The organism is Arthrobacter crusticola (assembly GCF_004357995.1).
GTDB lineage: Bacteria > Actinomycetota > Actinomycetes > Actinomycetales > Micrococcaceae > Arthrobacter_D > Arthrobacter_D crusticola.
Genome location: NZ_SMTK01000002.1, coordinates 202797 through 219718, shown reverse-complemented (window position 1 = coordinate 219718; position 16922 = coordinate 202797). Strand labels below are relative to the sequence as shown.

The 16922-nt window shown below is 70.2% G+C and carries 13 protein-coding genes; 3 read left to right on the top strand and 10 right to left on the bottom strand.

From position 1 onward, the window contains the following. Positions 1 to 147: 147 nt before the first annotated feature. Together E2F48_RS05020 and E2F48_RS05015 are read left to right on the top strand one after the other, a co-directional pair. On the top strand, positions 148 to 1167 hold the full coding sequence (locus E2F48_RS05020) for an N-acetylglucosamine kinase (protein WP_133402914.1): 1020 nt from the start codon (positions 148 to 150) through the stop codon (positions 1165 to 1167). Then, positions 1164 to 3992 (top strand): FAD-binding and (Fe-S)-binding domain-containing protein, encoded by a 2829-nt coding sequence (locus tag E2F48_RS05015; RefSeq protein WP_133402913.1) that lies wholly within the window; start codon positions 1164 to 1166, stop codon positions 3990 to 3992. The genes E2F48_RS05020 and E2F48_RS05015 overlap by 4 nt, the downstream gene beginning before the upstream one ends. Before the next feature lie 73 nt (positions 3993 to 4065). Here the strand turns inward: E2F48_RS05015 and allB are convergent, their stop codons facing one another. Genes allB through aceB form a run of 4 tightly spaced genes read right to left on the bottom strand, consistent with a single transcriptional unit; the run spans position 4066 to position 9294 of the window. Next, on the bottom strand, positions 4066 to 5490 hold the full coding sequence (gene allB / locus E2F48_RS05010; protein WP_133402912.1) for an allantoinase AllB: 1425 nt from the start codon (positions 5488 to 5490) through the stop codon (positions 4066 to 4068). A 59-nt stretch (positions 5491 to 5549) separates the two neighbouring features. Next, on the bottom strand, positions 5550 to 6365 hold the full coding sequence (locus tag E2F48_RS05005) for a bifunctional allantoicase/(S)-ureidoglycine aminohydrolase (protein WP_133402911.1): 816 nt from the start codon (positions 6363 to 6365) through the stop codon (positions 5550 to 5552). Next, complete coding sequence (locus E2F48_RS05000; RefSeq protein ID WP_133402910.1) at positions 6362 to 7696, bottom strand: DUF6986 family protein; 1335 nt, start codon at positions 7694 to 7696, stop codon at positions 6362 to 6364. The genes E2F48_RS05005 and E2F48_RS05000 overlap by 4 nt, the downstream gene beginning before the upstream one ends. Then, positions 7696 to 9294 (bottom strand): malate synthase A, encoded by a 1599-nt coding sequence (gene aceB / locus E2F48_RS04995; protein ID WP_133402909.1) that lies wholly within the window; start codon positions 9292 to 9294, stop codon positions 7696 to 7698. Before aceB ends, E2F48_RS05000 begins: the two co-directional genes overlap by 1 nt. Positions 9295 to 9613: 319 nt before the next feature. Here aceB and E2F48_RS04990 point away from each other — a divergent pair, with 319 nt between their 5' ends. Next, positions 9614 to 10108, top strand: coding sequence for a nucleoside deaminase (locus E2F48_RS04990; RefSeq protein ID WP_133402908.1), 495 nt, complete (start codon positions 9614 to 9616; stop codon positions 10106 to 10108). A 55-nt stretch (positions 10109 to 10163) separates the two neighbouring features. On the opposite strand, the gene xdhC is transcribed toward E2F48_RS04990, so the two are convergent. The 6 genes from xdhC to uraD form a co-directional block, all read right to left on the bottom strand. Continuing rightward, positions 10164 to 11051 (bottom strand): xanthine dehydrogenase accessory protein XdhC, encoded by an 888-nt coding sequence (gene xdhC, locus E2F48_RS04985; protein WP_133402907.1) that lies wholly within the window; start codon positions 11049 to 11051, stop codon positions 10164 to 10166. 1 nt (position 11052) lies between these two features. Continuing rightward, positions 11053 to 13446: a xanthine dehydrogenase molybdopterin binding subunit gene (gene xdhB, locus E2F48_RS04980; RefSeq protein WP_133402906.1), complete on the bottom strand. Its 2394-nt coding sequence runs from the start codon at positions 13444 to 13446 to the stop codon at positions 11053 to 11055. After that, positions 13443 to 14954, bottom strand: coding sequence for a xanthine dehydrogenase small subunit (locus E2F48_RS04975; protein ID WP_133402905.1), 1512 nt, complete (start codon positions 14952 to 14954; stop codon positions 13443 to 13445). The genes xdhB and E2F48_RS04975 overlap by 4 nt, the downstream gene beginning before the upstream one ends. Positions 14955 to 15027: 73 nt before the next feature. Further along, positions 15028 to 15969 (bottom strand): factor-independent urate hydroxylase, encoded by a 942-nt coding sequence (gene pucL / locus E2F48_RS04970; RefSeq protein WP_133402904.1) that lies wholly within the window; start codon positions 15967 to 15969, stop codon positions 15028 to 15030. A gap of 2 nt (positions 15970 to 15971) precedes the next feature. Then, a complete protein-coding gene (gene uraH, locus E2F48_RS04965) occupies positions 15972 to 16322 on the bottom strand; it encodes a hydroxyisourate hydrolase (RefSeq protein WP_133402903.1) in 351 nt (116 codons plus the stop codon). Continuing rightward, a complete protein-coding gene (gene uraD, locus E2F48_RS04960) occupies positions 16319 to 16897 on the bottom strand; it encodes a 2-oxo-4-hydroxy-4-carboxy-5-ureidoimidazoline decarboxylase (RefSeq protein WP_342772581.1) in 579 nt (192 codons plus the stop codon). The genes uraH and uraD overlap by 4 nt, the downstream gene beginning before the upstream one ends. Positions 16898 to 16922: the final 25 nt, after the last annotated feature.

Genomic DNA, 16922 nt, shown 5'->3' with positions numbered 1-16922 from the left:
CGAGTTTCATGTTGTTGCTGCAACCAACCGCGTTACCGTTATTGCCACCCGCACCTTCCGGAAGGATCTCCATGAGACGCCCAAACACCCGGAGACGCACGACGCACGCCACTCCGGCCTCTCCAACTCTCTCCCGGAGGTCGCACCATGCCGGCCGCTGAGCGGGGTCCCGCGGGGATCTGCGGCATCGATATCGGCGGCACCGGGTGTCGGGTCGCGGTGACCACCCCCACCACGGGGCCGTCAACCGCCCGCGTCTTCACCGGCAGCGGGCTGCGCATCGGCGGCGCGGGCCTCGATGTCGAGGACCTGATGCTGACCCTCGAGCCGCTGGTCGCGGCGGCGCGGGACGCCTCCGGAGCGCGAAGCCTCGACACCCTTGTCCTGGGCGCGGCAAGCCTCGTCACCCTGCTGCGCAATGCCGAGAGCGTCCATGCCGAGCTTCACGCCCGGTTCGGCGCGCACACAACGGTCCTGGCCTCCGACGTCCTCACCTCCCACATCGGCGCACTGTCGGCACAGCCCGGCGTCGTCGTCGCCGCGGGAACCGGGGCCGTCGCCCTCGGCACGGACCACGCCAACCTGTGGCAGCGGGTCGACGGGTGGGGCCATTTGCTCGGTGATGCCGGCAGCGGCGCCTGGATTGGCGCGCGCGGCCTTGAGGCCGCCTACCGCAGCTACGACGGGCGGGTCGGCGGGTCGGCCGGCCTGCTCGACCGCCTGCTCGAACGCTTCGGCACCCCGGAGGACCTGGTGCGCAGCGTCTACACCCGGCAGGACCGCGCGGCCGTACTCGCCTCCTTCGTGCCCGACGTCGCCGAGGCCGCCGCGCAGGGATGCGCCGTCGCCCTCGGCATCTTCCGCTCCGCCGGCCGCGAACTGGCCCGCACCGCCACCGCCGCCTTGGTCGACGGCCTGCCACCGCGCATCCGCTGGGTGGGTGGGCTCTTCGAGGCCTCCCCCGACCTGCTCGAGGAGTTCGGTCAGGAACTCCACCGCGGGCACGTGAGCCTTGACCTTGCACCGGGCGAGGGAACCTCGCTCGAGGGCGCCCTTCAGCTCGGCGCTGCCACGGCGCTCGGCTCCGGGCCGGAGCAGCGGGAGGGATTCCTCTCCACCCAGCACCACTGGACGGGCCGCCCGCAGCAGCCGGGACGTTCCGCGTGATCGCCGCCCTGCGTGCCGCCGTCGCCGACGCCGCCCGGGTCAGCGAACGCGCCATCGACCGCCACGCGGGTGCCCACGACGCCTCCCACTTCCTGCTGATCCCCCAGGCGGTGGCCACCCCGGTGGACGCCGCCGAAGTGGGAGCGCTGCTGCGCGCCTCGGCGGCCCAAGGGGTCCCCCTCACCCTGCGCTCGGGCGGCACCAGCCTCAGCGGCCAGGCCGTCACGGACGGCGTGCTCGTCGACGTGCGCAAGCACTTCCGGGGCATGGAGGTGCTCGATGACGGCGCCCGGGTTCGGGTGAAGCCTGGAGTTACAGTGCGCATGCTCAACACCCGGCTGGCCCGGTACGGCCGGAAGCTCGGGCCGGACCCCGCCAGCGAGTCGGCGTGCACCATCGGCGGCGTGGTGGCGAACAACTCCTCGGGCATGCACTGCGGCACCGCGGACAACGCCTACCGCACGCTCGAGTCGGTGACGGTGGTCCTGCCCAGCGGCACGGTGATCGACACCGGCGCCGCCGACGCCGACGAGCGCCTGCGCGCCCTCGAACCCGCGCTCTTCGACGGCCTCCTGCGGCTCGCCGCACGGGTGCGCTCCAACCCCGCCTCCGTGCGGACCATCGAAGAGCAGTTCTCCCGCAAGAACACCATGGGCTACGGCCTGAACTCGCTGCTGGACTTCGAGACTCCGGCCGAGATGCTGGCGCACCTGATCGTGGGCAGCGAGGGAACCCTGGGCTTCGTCGCGGAGGCCGTCTTCCGCACGGTGCCGGTACATCCCCACACCACCACCGGCCTGCTTGTCTTTAACGACCTGCAGGCCGCCAATTCAGCCCTGCCGGCGCTCGTCGACTCCGGCGCCGCCACCGCCGAACTGATGGACGCCATGTCGCTGAAGGTCGGCCAGACCCTGCGCGGCACCCCCGCCGTCGTGAAGGACCTGACCATCCGCGACCACGCCGCCCTGCTGGTTGAATACTCGGCGGACACCGCTGAGCAACTGGCACAGGCCTCGGCGGCCGGTGCCGCGGCGCTGGCCCCGCTGGGCCTCAGCACCCCCGCCGTCTTCAGGACCGATGCCGCCGCCCGGGCCGAGCTGTGGCGGCTGCGCAAGGGCCTCTACGCCTCGGTGGCCGGAGCGCGTCCGCCGGGAACCACGGCGCTGCTCGAGGACGTCGTCGTCCCCGTGCAGGCACTGGCGCGCACCTGCACCGAGCTCACTCGACTGTTCGGAACCTACGGGTACCGCGACAGCGTGATCTTCGGGCACGCCAAGGACGGGAACATCCACTTCATGCTCACCGACGGGTTCGCCTCGGCGTCTGAGCTCGAGCGGTATGCGGCGTTCACCGAAGACCTCGTCGACCTGGTGCTCGGAGAGGGCGGCTCGCTCAAGGCCGAGCACGGCACCGGGCGCGTCATGGCGCCCTTCGTGCGCCGCCAGTACGGTGACGAACTGTACGAGGTGATGCGCGACATCAAGGCGCTGTTCGACCCAGCCGGGGTGCTGAACCCGGGCGTAATCCTCAATGAGGACCCGCAGGCCCACCTGCGCCACCTCAAGGCCGTTCCCGCGGTGGCAGAGGAGGTGGACCGGTGCGTCTCGTGCGGCTACTGCGAGCCCGCCTGCCCCAGCAAGGACCTCACCCTGACCCCGCGGCAGCGCATCGTCACGCTGCGCGCCATCGAACAGGCACGGCTCGACGGCGATCCGGCACTGGCGGCCGAGCTCGAGAAGGACTACGACTACGAATCGGTGCAGACCTGCGCCGTCGACGGAATGTGCCAGACGGCATGCCCCGTCGACATCAACACCGGGTCGCTGGTGAAACGGCTCCGGCGCGAGAACGCCTCTCCCGTCGCCGGGCGGATCGGAACCGCTGCCGCCGGCCGCTGGGCCGGCGTCACCCGCGGCGCCGGCGCAGCCCTGAGCCTCACCGCGAAGCTTCCCTCCCCCGTAGTTCGAGCGCCGAACACCCTCGCCCGGGCCGTTTTAGGCGCCGACACCGTGCCGCTCCACTCCCCCGAACTGCCCGCCGGCGGTTCCCGGCGGCGCCGCCCGACGCCGGAGGGCACAGCGGACGCCGTGTATTTCCCGGCCTGCGTCGGAACGATGTTCGGGCCGGCGTCACCCGGCGGGAACGCCTCGCCCGGGGTGCAGGTGAGCTTCGAGGACCTCTGCGCGCGGGCCGGGCTGACGCTGCTGGTGCCGCCGGCCATCGACGGGCTGTGCTGCGGCACCCCCTGGTCCTCCAAGGGACTGGCCGACGGCCAGCAGGCCATGGCGGCCCGCACCCTTGCGGCGCTGCGGGAGGCCACCGGCGACGGCGAGCTTCCGGTGATCTGCGATGCGACGTCCTGCACGGAGGGCCTGCTCGCGGTGATCGCTGGCGAGGTCCCCGCACCGGGTCAGCGCCCGCTGCGGGTGATTGATGCGGTCGAGTTCACCGCCGAGCGGATCCTGCCGGTGCTCGGGCCCTACGAGAAACGGGACTCCCTGGCCCTTCACCCCACCTGCTCCTCAACGCGACTCGGAGCGAACCTGGCGCTGGAGGCAGTGGCGGGGGCCGTCGCCTCCGAGGTCTCGATCCCCGAGAACTGGGGGTGCTGTGCCTTTGCCGGCGACCGCGGCATGCTTCACCCCGAGCTGACGGCGTCGGCCACGGCGCGGCAGGCGGCCGAGATCGCGGAGTTCGACGCCGGCGCCCACGCCTCGTGCAACCGGACGTGCGAGCTCGGCATGACCCGGGCCACGGGCGAGCAGTTCCAGCACGTGCTGGAACTCCTTGAGGAGGTCACCCGGCCGATGGAATCTCGCCGCTGACGCCGAATCGCCCGGGCAGGAGGGTTCAGGCACCACCGCGGCGAAGCAGCCGGAATCGTCCGGGCAGCAGAATTCAGGCACTACCGCGCCGGAGCATCCTGCCGGCGGGCGTTACGCCGTCCACCTCGGTGCCCCGAAGGTAGGTCCGCCGCACTACGCCGGTCAGCCGCTTCCCGTCATAAGGGCTGACGGCGTTGCGGTGGTGCAGGGCGTTCACGTCCACGGTGAAGCTTTCCTCGGCGGCGAAGACGACGAGGTCGGCGTCGCAGCCCACGGCGAGGCACCCCTTTCGGGGCAGGCCGGCGAGCGCCGCGGGCGCCTGCGCCATCCACCCGACCACGCGCTCGAGCGGGATCCCCCGCTTCCGGGCCTCCGTCCAGACCAGGGGCAGGCCAAGCTGGAGGGAGGACACCCCGCCCCAGGCAACGTCGAAGTCCCCGTGCTCGGGGTCCTTGAGGTCCGGGGTGCTCGGGGAGTGGTCGGTGACGATGCAGTCGATCGTGCCGTCCTGCAGCCCCCTCCACAGCAGTTCCCGGTTGGCGTCCTCCCGGATCGGCGGGCAGCACTTGTAGGCCGTAGCGCCGTCCGGGACCTCCTCGGCGACCAGCGTCAGGTAGTGAGGGCAGGTCTCGACCGTTAGCCGGACTCCGTCACGCCGGGCGGCGGCGATCAATGGCAGCGCATCCGAGGACGAGAGGTGGAGGATGTGCGCCCGGGCGCCGGTGGAGCGAGCCCGCTCGATGACCGTAGCGATGGCAATGTTCTCCGCTCGCCGGGGGCGGGAGGCGAGGAAGCTCTCGTACCGGCTGCCTCCGGCCCGGGGTGCCTCATCGATGGTGCGGGCGTCCTCGGCGTGGACGATCATCAGCGCGTCGAAGGTGGCAAGTTCCGCAAGGTCCTTCTCGAGTTCCTCAGCGTCCAGGGGCGGGAACTCGTCGACGCCGGAGTGGAGGAGAAAGCACTTGAAGCCGAAGACCCCCTCCTCGTGGAGTGCCCGCAGATCCGCGGTGTTCCCCGGAACCGCACCACCCCAGAAGCCGACGTCGACGAAGGCCTGGGAGGCTGCCGCCGCCCGCTTCTGCGCGAGGGCCTCCACGTTCACGGTGGGCGGGATGCTGTTCAGCGGCATGTCGATGATGGTGGTGACGCCGCCGGCCGCCGCGGCGCGCGTTGCGGAGGCGAAGCCCTCCCATTCGGTGCGGCCCGGCTCATTGACGTGGACATGGGAATCGACGAGGCCGGGAAGCAGCGTTTCGTCCCCGCGGAGTTCGACGGTGCGCGCCCCGGTGAGTCCGGTCCCCCACGGCGCGAGGGCTGTGATCGTTCCGTCGACGACGCCGACCTCAAGCTCCCGGAGGCCCTCCGAGGTCAGGACCCTGCGGCCGCGGATCACCAGGTCGAAGCCGCGGGTGATTGGATCGGCGGTGGGAGAACCGGTGGTGGACCCGGCGGCGGGTGAATCGGCGGCAGGCGAACCGGCGGCGGATGGATCGGCCATGTACTACTCTCCCTTCCTATTCCGCCATGTCCGGTATGAGTCTGCGGTCCCGCCGGGGCTCAGAGAACGATCTGGCGGTTGACGTCCTTGTAGAGCAGGTAACGGAAGTTGCCGGGGCCTCCGGCGTAGCAGGCCTGCGGGCAGAAGGCCCGCAGGGACAGGTAGTCGCCCTCCTCGACCTCCACCCAGTCGTCATTGAGCCGGTACACCCCCTTGCCTTCGAGGATGTAGAGCCCGTGTTCCATCACGTGGGTCTCGGCGAAGGGTATTGAAGCGCCAGGCTCAAAGGTGACGACGTTGACGTGAAGGTCGTAGGCGGGGTCATCAACGGGCAGCATACGGGTGGTCCGCCACCGGTTGTCGGTGCCGGGCATCGCGTGCGGCTCGATGTCCTGTTCATTGCCGACGACGACGGCGGGGACATGCCCGGGCAGGGGCTGATGGCGCTTGCGGATCCACTGGAACGTGGCGTTGCCGGCCCCGGTGTTGCCCGCCGACCACGGCTCGCCTGGTGGAAGGTACGCGAATCCCCCCGGTCCGAGGGCAGAGGCCGCACCGCCGATGGCGACCTCGAGGGCTCCGGACAGCACGAAGAGGAAGGATTCGACCTCCGGCTGGGGTTCCGGCGCGTCGGACCCCCCGCCAGGGGCGACCTCCATCAGGTACTGGGCGAACGTCGTCGCGCCGCCGGCGACTGGGCGGTTGAGGATCCAGGCGCGGGTGGCGTGCCATTCGGGCAGGACGCTGGTGACGATGTCCCGCAACACGCCCCGGGGGATCACCGTGTATGCCTCAGTGACCACCGCACGCCCGGAGAGGAGGTCGGTCTGCGGTGGGAGGCCGGACTGCGGCGTGTAGTAGGCGGGACTCGTCATGAAGGTCCTTCGGGTCGGCGGCTCGCGCCGGGTGTGGCGCCGGGTGCCGTGGTGGGTGCGGGTCGAGGGTGCGCGGACCGGGGGTGGGCGAGCCGGGCCAGCTGGGCCGGGTCGACGCCGGTCCGCTGTTCGATGTCCTGCCCGTCGAGCGCTCCGCAATCGAGCCCGCGCTGGAGGAACCGCGCCAGCGCCCGGGCGGTGGCCGGTTCGTCAAGGACGGTGCTCTCGCTCCGGTGCACATAGTTGCGCAGCCGTGACGCCGCCGCATCGAAACCCGAAAGGTAGAAGGAGTAGGTGGCGATGAACCGGGTGGGAAGCTGGGCGGGGTGGAGGTCCCAGCCTTGGTAGTAGCCCCGCTCCAGCGAGCGGCGGACCAGGCGGGCGTGAAGCGTCCAGGCCGCGGCGGCGTTTTCGGCGGAACCCACGGGCAGGATGTTCGTCGAACCGTCGGAGAGGCGCACGCCGGTTCCGGCGGCGGCGACCTGCATCACGGCCTTCGCGTAGTCGGCGGCCGGGTGGTCCATCGCCTGCTGCCCGGCGGCGATCTCCAGTGAGGCGCTGTAGTCGTAGGTGCCGTAATGCAGGCCTGAGACCCTCCCCGAGCCCGCATGCAGCAGCCGCGCCACCGGGACCGTGCCGTCGGCGCCCAGGATCAGCTGGGGGGTTTCCACCTGCACCTCGAAGCGCAGCCTGCCCGGCTCCAGGCCGTGGGACTTCTCAAGGCGCCCGCACACGTAGGCCATCGCCTCAACCTGGGCCACGGTGCTGACCTTTGGGAGGGTCAGGGTGAGCCCGTCGGGCAGGTTCCCATGCCGCAGCAGCCGGGATAGGAAAAGGTCGAGGGTGCGGATACCCCGGGCCCGGGTGGGTTCCTCGAAGGACTTGAACCGAATGCCGGCGAACGGCGGAGCGGTTCCCTCCCCGACGGCACGGGCGAGGAGTTCCGCCGCATCGAGCGCGGCCGCGTCCTCCTCGTCGTCGCCCCGGCTGCCGTAGCCGTCCTCGAAGTCGAGGCGGAGGTCCTCGATGGGTTCCCGAAGCAGTTTCGCCTTAACCCTGGCGGCGATCGGTGCCACCAGGTTCTCGGGGAGGCCCACCGTCCTGCACAGCGACTCCACCCCGCCGGAGGCTTCTACGGCGGCGAGCGCCTCTTCGCCCCAGCGGCCGGCCAGCGCCGGTTCGATCCGGTCCGCCGGCACGTACACGGTGTGGACAGGCTGCCGGCTGCCGTCGTCGCCGGGGTAGCTGCGCCGCAGCAGCCGATCGGTGTCGGCCAGCTTCGCGTCGACCAGGGCGTAGTCGGCGGCGCCGAGGACAGCCTCGGCGGGCATCAGCGGACCAGCTCGTAGGCCGGCAGGGTGAGGAAGTCCGTGTACTCCTCGGACAGGCAGATCTCGGCGATCAACGCCCGGGCCGGTTCGTAGTAGCGGGCGAAGGTTTCGGTATCGACCTCGGTCCGGAGCCGATCGACCTCCTCGTCGAGCAGTGCCTTCACGAGGTCTGGAGTGACGGTCTTGCCCGTGTCGGAGAGGACCACCGAGTTGCGGAGCTGCTGCCAGACCTGGGACCGGGAGATTTCCGCAGTCGCGGCATCCTCCATCAGGTTGTGGATTGCCACGGCGCCGTTGCCCGAGAGCCACACGGCGACGTAGGCGACGGCGACGTACAGGTTGAGCCGCAGCCCCGCCTCGGTCACGGCTCCGCCGGCCGACGGGATGTCGAGCAGGTCCGAGGCGGTGACGCTCACCTCCTCGCGCTGCCGATCGAGCTGGTTCGGCCGGTCCCCGAGCACCGCGTCGAACACCTCCCGGCAGACCGGAACCAGGTCGGGGTGGGCCACCCAGGACCCGTCGAACCCGTCGTCGGCCTCGCGGGTCTTGTCGGCGCGCACCTTCGCGAAGGCCTCCTCGGTGACGGCGGGCTCCCGCCGGTTCGGAATGACCGCGGCCATCCCGCCCATGGCGAAGGCGCCGCGGCGGTGGCAGGTCTTCACAAGCAGTTCGGTGTAGGCACGCATGAAGGGTGCGGTCATGGAGATGCTGGCGCGGTCCGGCAGCAGGTAGGCCGGCCCGGCGTCACGGAAGTATTTGATGATGCTGAAGAGGTAGTCCCACCGCCCGGCATTGAGCCCCGAGGCGTGCTCGCGGAGCTCAAAGAGGATCTCCTCCATCTCGAAGGCCGCTGGAATCGTTTCGATCAGCACGGTCGCCCGCACCGAACCCTCCGGCACCCCGACGTAGTCCTGGGCGAAGACGAAGATGTCATTCCAGAGCCGGGCCTCAAGGTGGCTCTCAAGCTTCGGCAGGTAGTAGTAGGGGCCGCTGCCCGAATCCAGGAGCTGTTTCGCATTGGCGAAGAAGTGAAGGCCGAAATCGACAAGCGCTCCGATGGCCGGCTCGCCGTCGATGCGGACGTTCTTCTCGCTCAGGTGCCAGCCGCGCGGCCGGGTGACCACCACGGCCCGAGGCGCGTCCTGCCGCAGCGAGTATTCCTTGCCCTCCGGTGAGGTGTAATCGAGCCGCCCGCGGGCCGCCCGGTAAAGGTTCAGCTGGGAGTCGATGACGTTGTGCCAGGTCGGTGCACTGGCGTCCTCGAGGTCCGCCAACCAGACCTGTGCGCCGGAGTTGAGCGCGTTGATTGCCATCTTCACGGGCGAAGCCGGCCCGGTCATTTCCACGCGGCGGTCCCGCAGGTTCGGCGGCGCGGGTGCCACCTTCCACTCGCCGTCGCGCACCCCCCGGGTTTCGGGGAGGAAGTCGAGCCGGCCCGTGGCGGCGGCCTCCGCCCGGCGGGCGGCGCGGGCAGCGAGCCGTTCGTCGCGCCGTCCCCGGAAGTGATGGTGAAGCTGCTCAATGAACTGCAGGGCCTCGGGGGTCAGGATGATGTCGGCGCCTTCGACGGGCGAGGGATCGGTCAGTTCAATGGCCATGCTGTGCTCTCCTCGGAAGATCGAGTCCCGCTGGTAAGGCCGCTGACGCCGGACCACCGCCGAAACGGCACCGGAGCACGCCCTGACATTCGTAGTACGGACGTTATTGTCTGCGATGGTGAATCACAAGCATCAGGAAGCGCTGCATCCCCGCCGCGGTGTTACAGTTCGAGGGCGAAGCCAACGGCGGGCAGCCCTTTCCAGGACCGCTACCCACCAGGTGGACCTGCATACCAACCCGCAGCCGTCTGTCCGAGCCGCCTGTTCCGTTCCGTATCGGTGGCACGGAGGGTAGGCTGCCATCGCTTGGGAGGCTCCCATGAGCACCGCAACTCCGGATGAACAGCACCTGCGCAAGGCGATCTCCCTCGCCGTCGCCAATGTCTCCAACGGCGGCGGTCCCTTCGGCGCCGTCGTCGTCACCCCGGACGGCGGCGTCTTCCCGGGCGTCAACCGGGTCACCGCGACGAACGACCCGACGGCGCACGCGGAGGTGGTGGCCATCCGTGCCGCGTGCACCTCCATCGCGTCCTTCGATCTCTCCGGGAGCGTGCTCTACTCAAGCTGCGAGCCCTGCCCCATGTGCCTCGCCAGCGCCCTGTGGGCCCGCGTTGACCGCGTGGTGTATGCCGCGGACCGCAACGATGCGGCCCGGGCCGGCTTCGACGACGCGGTGTTCTACGACTACTTCTCGGCTCCCGTGGAGGAGCGGTCGATGCCCTCGAGCCAGCTCCGGCTTCCAGCCTCGGAAGGCCCCGACCACTGTGCGCCCTTCGACGCCTGGGCCGCCCATTCCGACCGCATCCCCTACTAGGCCACATCCCCTACTGGGCAGGGCATCACGCTCTTCCTGCCGGGGATTTCACCGCCTACCTCGGGTGCGGGCCGGGAACCGCCGAGCCTAACAGTTGAGCGGGCCGCTGAGCGGACGCCGGTTCAGGTGCTCCGAAAACCCCTGCCTCCCCAAGTTCGAGGGTTTTCAGCAGCTCGGCGGCAACACTGATGGCGATGACGGCGGGAGCCTTGCCCGCCAGCTCCGGCAGGCCGATCGGGCAGTTGATCGAGTCAATGGCGGCGTCGCTGTGCCCCTCGGCGCGCAGGCGCCGGCGGAACCGGGACCACTTGGCCCGCGACCCGATCAGCCCCACGCTGCCGAGGTCTCCGCGGCGCAGCGCCGCATCGCACAGCAGAAAATCCTCGGCGTGGTCGTGGGTCAGAATCAGCACGTGCGAGCCGTCCGGCAGGGTGCCCAGCACGGTGTCGGGCACGGGGCTGGCCACGAGCCGGACGTCGGCGGTGCCGGCGGTGACGGCCGCGAGCCGTCCGGGGTCCACCTGGTCGGCCCTGCTGTCGATGAGGTGCAGGGTGAGGGGCAGCCGCGACAGAATCCGGCCCAGCTCGTACCCGACATGGCCCACCCCGAACACGGCAACCGTCGGCCGGGGAAGGAAGGGTTCGAGGAGGACCCGGACCACCCCACCGCAGCACTGCCGCCCGTGCCGGGCGGCGGCGTGCTCGTTCAGGGAGAACTCGAGGGTTTCGGGGACTGAAGTGCCTGCGGCGAGCATCGCCCGCGCCCGCTCGATGACACTCGCCTCGAGGTTGCCTCCGCCGATGCTGTCCCAGGTCGCCCCGGTGCCCACGACCATCTTCGCTCCGGCGTCCCGGGGCGCGTGGCCGCGCACCTCGGTCACCGTGGCGAGGACGCCGGGTGAACGCTCCGCACGGAGGCCCTGAAGGGCGCTCAGCCAGTCCACGTCACTGCGCCCGCACCGGAGACGGAACGGGCGCGTGCATCCCGGCCGGTTTCGCTGCCTCGCGCGCCGCGGTGCGGGCCCGATCGAGGGCCCAGTACACGGCCTCCGGGGTGGCGGGGCTGGCCAGTTCGACGCTGCGCCCCTCGGGGCCGAAGGCCGCGGCTGCCTGGCGCAGCGCCTCCCGCACGCTGAGCGCGAGCATGAGCGGCGGCTCCCCCACCGCCTTCGACCCGTAAATGACACCGCTCTCGGTGGCCCGCTCGAAGAGGTGAACCCGGAAATCCTCGGGCATCTCGGAGAAGCTCGGCAGCTTGTAGGTGCTCGCCGACTGGGTGTCGAGGCGCCCGCGGCGCTGCCCCTCGGAGATGTCCCAGCGCAGGTCCTCGAGCGTGAGCCACCCCGCGCCCTGAACGAACCCGCCCTCGATCTGCCCGACGTCGATCAGCGGCGAGAGGCTGTCCCCCACGTCGTGCACGATGTCGGTGCGCACCAGGCGGTACGCGCCGGTGAAACCGTCGACCTCGACCTCCGACACCGCCGCGGCGTAGGTGAAGTACTTGAAAGGCTCGCCCTGCATGCGGGAGGCATCCCAGTGCAGCCCCGAGGTGCGGTAGTAGCCCGCAGCCCACAGGGACACCCGCTGGAAGTAGGCGTCGTTCACGAGCTCGGCGAAGGGAATGCCGTCGTCGGAGAAACCGATCCCGGTGACGGTGCCGTCGTCGAACCGGACGTCGTCGGGGTGGATGTTGAGCTTCCGGGCCGCCACCTCGGCGAGGCGGTCCCGTATCTGGTCGCACGCGTTGCGGATCGCCGCTCCATTGAGGTCCGCCCCGGAGCTCGCGGCCGTGGCCGAGGTGTTGGGGACCTTGTCGGTGCGCGTCGGTGCCAGCCGGATGCAGGCTAGCGGAACGCCGAGCGCCGTGGCCGCGACCTGTCGCATCTTGGTGTGGAGGCCCTGTCCCATCTCCGTCCCACCGTGGTTGATCAGGACGGACCCGTCCTTGTACACGTGCACCAGGGCCCCGGCCTGGTTGAAGGCGGTGAGGTTGAAGGAGATGCCGAACTTCACGGGTGTGATGCCCAGGGCGCGGCGGGTGTGGCGGTGCGTGGCGTTGAACTCGGCGATCTCGGTGCGGCGGCGCTCGACGTCGGCGTTGCCCAGCAGCTGTTCCCAGACGGCGTGCAGCCGCTCGGCGTGCCTCACCGGCTGCCCGTACGGGGTGCTCTGGCCGGGGATGTAGAAGTTCCGCCGGCGCAGCTCGGACGGCTCAAGGCCCAGCAGCGGCGCGCAGCGGCCCATCACCTCCTCGATGACGAACATGCCCTGCGGTCCGCCGAATCCGCGGAAGGCCGTCTGCGAGGTCTTGTTCGTCTTCGCGATTCGGCCGAGCACCTCGATATTGGGGATCCAGTAGGCGTTGTCGATATGACACAGCGCGCGGGCCAGGACGGGCTGGGAGAGATCGAGGCTCCACCCGCCGTCGCTGGTGAGCGTCGCCCGGAGCGCCACGAGCCTGCCGGAGTCGTCGAATCCGGCCTCCCAGGTGGCGGCGAAGGGGTGGCGCTTGCCGGTCAGGGTGATGTCCTGGGTCCGGTTCAGGCGCAGGCGCACTGGACGGCCGGTGAGGGTGGCACCCAGGGCGGCGACGGCGGCGAAGCCGTGGGGTTGCATCTCCTTGCCGCCGAAGGCGCCACCCATGCGCAGGCACTGTACCGTCACCTGGGAACTGGTAAGCCCGAGCACGTGGGCGACGATTTCCTGGGTCTCCGTGGGGTGCTGGGTGCTGCTGTGGACGAACACCTGCCCGCTCTCGTCGACGTAGACGAAGGAGGCGTGGGTCTCGAGGTAGAAGTGCTCCTGCCCGCCGATCTCCACCTCCCCGCTGAAGCGGTGGGCCGCCGAGGCCAGGGCGGACCCGGCGTCGCCCCGGGCCACGGTGGGCTGGTCGCCTTGGAAGCTTTTCTTCTCGATCGCCTCGGCCAGGGTGACGATCGACGGGAGCGGCTCGTAGTCCACCTCGACGGCCTCCGCGCCGAGGCGGGCGGCCTCGGGATTTTCGGCGAGCACCCAGCAGACGGCGTGGCCGTAGTACATCACCTCGCTCGGGAACAGCGGTTCGTCGTGCTTGGTCCCGGCATCGTTGATCCCGGGCACGTCGGCTCCGGTGAGGACCCGGACCACGCCGGGCACGCTCAGGGCTGGTGCGGTGCGCAACTGCGTGACTCGGGCGTGGGCGTGCGGGGCCTGCACCGGCCAGGCGTGGAGGACGTCAGAGTTCCGGATCGGGAGATCATCCGTGTAGAGGGCGGTGCCGGTGACGTGGAGCGCGGCGCTTTCGTGGGCCACGGGCACGCCGACGACGGGGTTCACGGGGCGGTCGGCGAGGGATTTCACCGGGTCACCTCCAGGGCGGGTGCGGCTGTGGTCTGTGCGTAGAACCGGAGGACCGACTGGCCGAGCATCGCCGAGCGGTAGCGGGCGGTGGCCCGCAGGTCATCGATTGGGGTGCCCTCGGTCTCCATCACGGCCGCGGCGTCGGCGGCGGTCTCCTCGGTCCACGGCCGTCCCGTCAGGGCGTCCTCCGTACGCAGGGCCCGCAGGGGCATGGCGGCCACGCCGTTCATGCCGATCCGCGCCGAGGCGATGACGCCGTCCTCGAGCCGCAGGGCGAAGGCTACGGCGACGCTGGAAATGTCGTCGAAGCGCCGCTTGGCGATTTTGTAGAACGCAGTGGTTTCAGCGAGCGGCAGCGGAAGGTGCACCGCGCGCAGGAGCTCCCCGGGCCTGCGGACGCTCTGCCGGTACCCAGTGAAGTACTCGGCGAGTGGTACCTCGCGCTCGCCGCCCGCTGAGGCAAGGACCACCGAGGCGTCGAGGGCCAGCAGGGCGGGCGCGGTGTCGCCGATGGGTGAGCCGGTGGCGAGGTTGCCGCCGAGCGTCGCGGAGTTGCGGATCAGGCGGGAGGCGAACTGGGGGAAGAGCTGGTCCAGCAGCGGCACCCGGCCGGCCAGGCCGCGTTCGACCTCCGACAGAGTGAGCGCGGTGCCGATCTCCATCCGGTCGGTCCCGAGGGTGAGGACCCGAAGCGGGTCGAGGCGGTCGACGGCGAGCACCATCTGCGGCCTGCTGTGCCGGAGGTTGACCTCGACGCCGGCATCCGTCGCGCCGGCGAGCACCTGGGCGTCCGGGTTCTGCTCGAGCAGGCCGAGGAGCTCCTCCATGCTGTCGGGGCGGATGAACCGGGAGCCGCCCGCCGCCGCCCGCGTGGGCCGGGCGGCCGGAGCGGGCCGGTCCTGGCGGCGCAGCACCGGGTCGTCCTCCGCCGGGGCGCCGAGGGCATAGGCGGCGTCGCGGATGGGCCGGTACCCGGTGCAGCGGCAGAGGTTGCCGCTGAGGGAGGAGAGATCGAAGCCGTTGGGCCCGCTCTCGTGGTCGCTCGCGTGTTCTTCCCCCACGACGGCGGTGCCGGTCTCGACGCGCTCGCCGGAGCCGGTGGCGTCCCGCTCCGGGCGGTAGTACTCGGCCGCCATGGAGCAGACGAAGCCCGGGGTGCAGTAGCCGCATTGGGAGCCACCGCGGTCCGCCATTTCGCGTTGCACCGGGTGCAGGTCCTCGGCCGTCCGGGGGCCGGCCGCTGAGCCGAGGCCTTCGGCCGTCACGACTTCCTGGCCGTCGAAGGCCAGGGCGGGAGGCAGGCAGGCGTTCACCGAAGTCCACCGCGTGCGGCCGTCGCCGTCGGGCCGTGCCACCAGCACCGCGCAGGCCCCGCACTCGCCCTCGGCACAGCCCTCCTTGGCCCCGGTCAGCCCTTCGGCCCGCAGCCAGTCGAGCAGCCTCAAGTGCGGAGAGATCCCTTCGCAGGGGCGGACCTTGCCGTTGACGGTGATCTGCGTAGCGTCCATGCTTTCCACTCCTCAGCGGTGTGAGCAAAACTATACAACCGGCGGAAAGGGCCTTCCACGACCCAAATTCCGGTCAACAGAAGCCCGGAATGGAGGCCCATACCTCCGGTTCGCCGGTGCCGCCTTCACGCTGGACCGTCGCCTCGATGAGGCCGTAGGGACGGTCCGCTGCGAAGAACACCTCATTGGGGTTGTCCAAGCCGAAGGGAGAGAGGTCCACCAGGAAATGGTGGTTGTTGGGCAGTGACATCCGGATCTCGCCGATCTCGGGATGGGCTTCGAGGACCTGCTTCCCCATGGTGAACATCGTCTGCTGCAAGGCCAGGGAATGGGTCGAGGCGAACGCGTCGAGGAGGATCCCGCGCACGCCCGAATACAGGGCGTTGAAGTCCACCTCGAGGGTGGTGTACCGCCAGCGGGCCGTCACATCGGTCGCGAGGATGCGGTCGGTCGTCTCGGGCAGGGTCGTATAGCGGTCGCGCGGGAACCCGTGGAACTCCGATCCCGTCGACTTCAGCACGGTGAGGCCGGAGATTCCGGCGACGAGAGCCTTCCGTCCGCCCTCCACCACCAGCACTGCGGTGCGTGTTTCCGATTTGTTCCGGCTGAAGGAGTGGTCGTGGTCGTGGATCCGCTCCCAGAAATACTGCTCGGCCGTCCAGCGGCCGCCGGTCACCCAGTTGAAGCTTGAGGTGAAGTGCTCACCGAGGCGCATCAGGAACGCCTCGGGGGTTCCGATGCCGTCCCGCGCGAAGGCGTAGATGGTGTTTTTCTGGGTGTCGGTGGCGACGACGTGCGAGTTGTCGCCTTCCGTATGGGCACGTTCGAAGTCCCCGTGGAGCTGCGAGGTGACGTTGAGGTCCTCGATGTTGTGGCGGGCGGTGTCCCGGGTGATCCGGACGAGCCGGACCTCCGCCTTCCCGTACCGGTTGCGGCCCAGCACGATGCGGCCCGTCCCCTCGGAGGGTGTGCCGGGCTGCGTGCCCGGCTGGTCGGTGTCGCCCTCGTTCGTCATGGTCAGCTCCCTCGATAGGTCGAATAAGCGAAAGGGCTCAGGAGCAGGGGGACGTGGTAGTGCTCGGAGGCACTCGCCAGCGTAAAGGTTAGGGCTACTTCGGGGAAGAAGGACTCGACTCCCAAACCGGCGAAATACGCTCCGGTGTCGAACTCGATCCGGTAGGTGCCCCCGGGCAGGACGGCGGGGCCGAGGTCCTTGGGGCCGAAGTCCTTGATGCGGCCGTCGGCGTCGGTGGTCCCCTGCCCCACCTGCTCCCAGGTCTCGTCGGCGCGTCGCAGGAGCCGGGCCGCCATGCCTGCGGCGGGCCGGCCCGTTCCGGTGTCGAGGACGTGCGTGCTGACGGAGCTCACGGGGTGACCGTTCCCTTCAGCCGGAGGAGGGCAATCTCCCGCAGCTGGCCGGCGACGACGGGGAGCTCCTCCTCGCGGGTGTGGCCGAGGCGTTCCTGAAGGTTCGCGAGGATGTCCTCGGCCGACCGCCCGGCGGCCCGGATCAGGAAGACGCGCCCGAATTTTTCCTCGTAGGCGCGGTTCCCGGCAGCGATCCGGTCCGCGGTGTCCCCGGCCCCGTCGAGTCCTGACTGTTCCTGCCGCGACAGCCCCGCCTCCGTCGATTCGCCGGCGGGACGTTCCCCGATCCGCGGGTGGTGCGCCAGGGCGCCGTCGAGTTCGTCCTCCGACAGGTCAGGTGCCGCGGCCGCGGCGAACGAAGTCAGGGCGGAAAGCGAGCCAAAGGGACGCGCCCGCACGATCTCGTCAATCCAGCGCGGAATGTCGAGGCAGGGACGCAGCAGTTTCACGGCGTCGGTGGCGGAAGCGGCGTTGAAGTCGTCGAGGCGCATGGGTGTCAGCTTTCTGGTTTCTCCGCTGCAGCGCTGAACACCCTTGACCATCGACGGAATCGACTTGATTCGATGTTTCTGCAAAGCGGAACTGTACTTTCCCGTCACT

Bases quoted from the DNA above. Each gene is read 5' to 3' on its own strand.
- E2F48_RS04990 (WP_133402908.1), top strand. From the start codon at position 9,614: ATGAGCACCGCAACTCCGGATGAACAGCACCTGCGCAAGGCGATCTCC.
- allB (WP_133402912.1), bottom strand. From the start codon at position 5,490: ATGGCCGATCCATCCGCCGCCGGTTCGCCTGCCGCCGATTCACCCGCC.
- E2F48_RS04975 (WP_133402905.1), bottom strand. From the start codon at position 14,954: ATGGACGCTACGCAGATCACCGTCAACGGCAAGGTCCGCCCCTGCGAA.
- E2F48_RS05000 (WP_133402910.1), bottom strand. From the start codon at position 7,696: ATGCCCGCCGAGGCTGTCCTCGGCGCCGCCGACTACGCCCTGGTCGAC.
- E2F48_RS05005 (WP_133402911.1), bottom strand. From the start codon at position 6,365: ATGACGAGTCCCGCCTACTACACGCCGCAGTCCGGCCTCCCACCGCAG.
- pucL (WP_133402904.1), bottom strand. From the start codon at position 15,969: ATGACGAACGAGGGCGACACCGACCAGCCGGGCACGCAGCCCGGCACA.
- aceB (WP_133402909.1), bottom strand. From the start codon at position 9,294: ATGGCCATTGAACTGACCGATCCCTCGCCCGTCGAAGGCGCCGACATC.
- E2F48_RS05020 (WP_133402914.1), top strand. From the start codon at position 148: ATGCCGGCCGCTGAGCGGGGTCCCGCGGGGATCTGCGGCATCGATATC.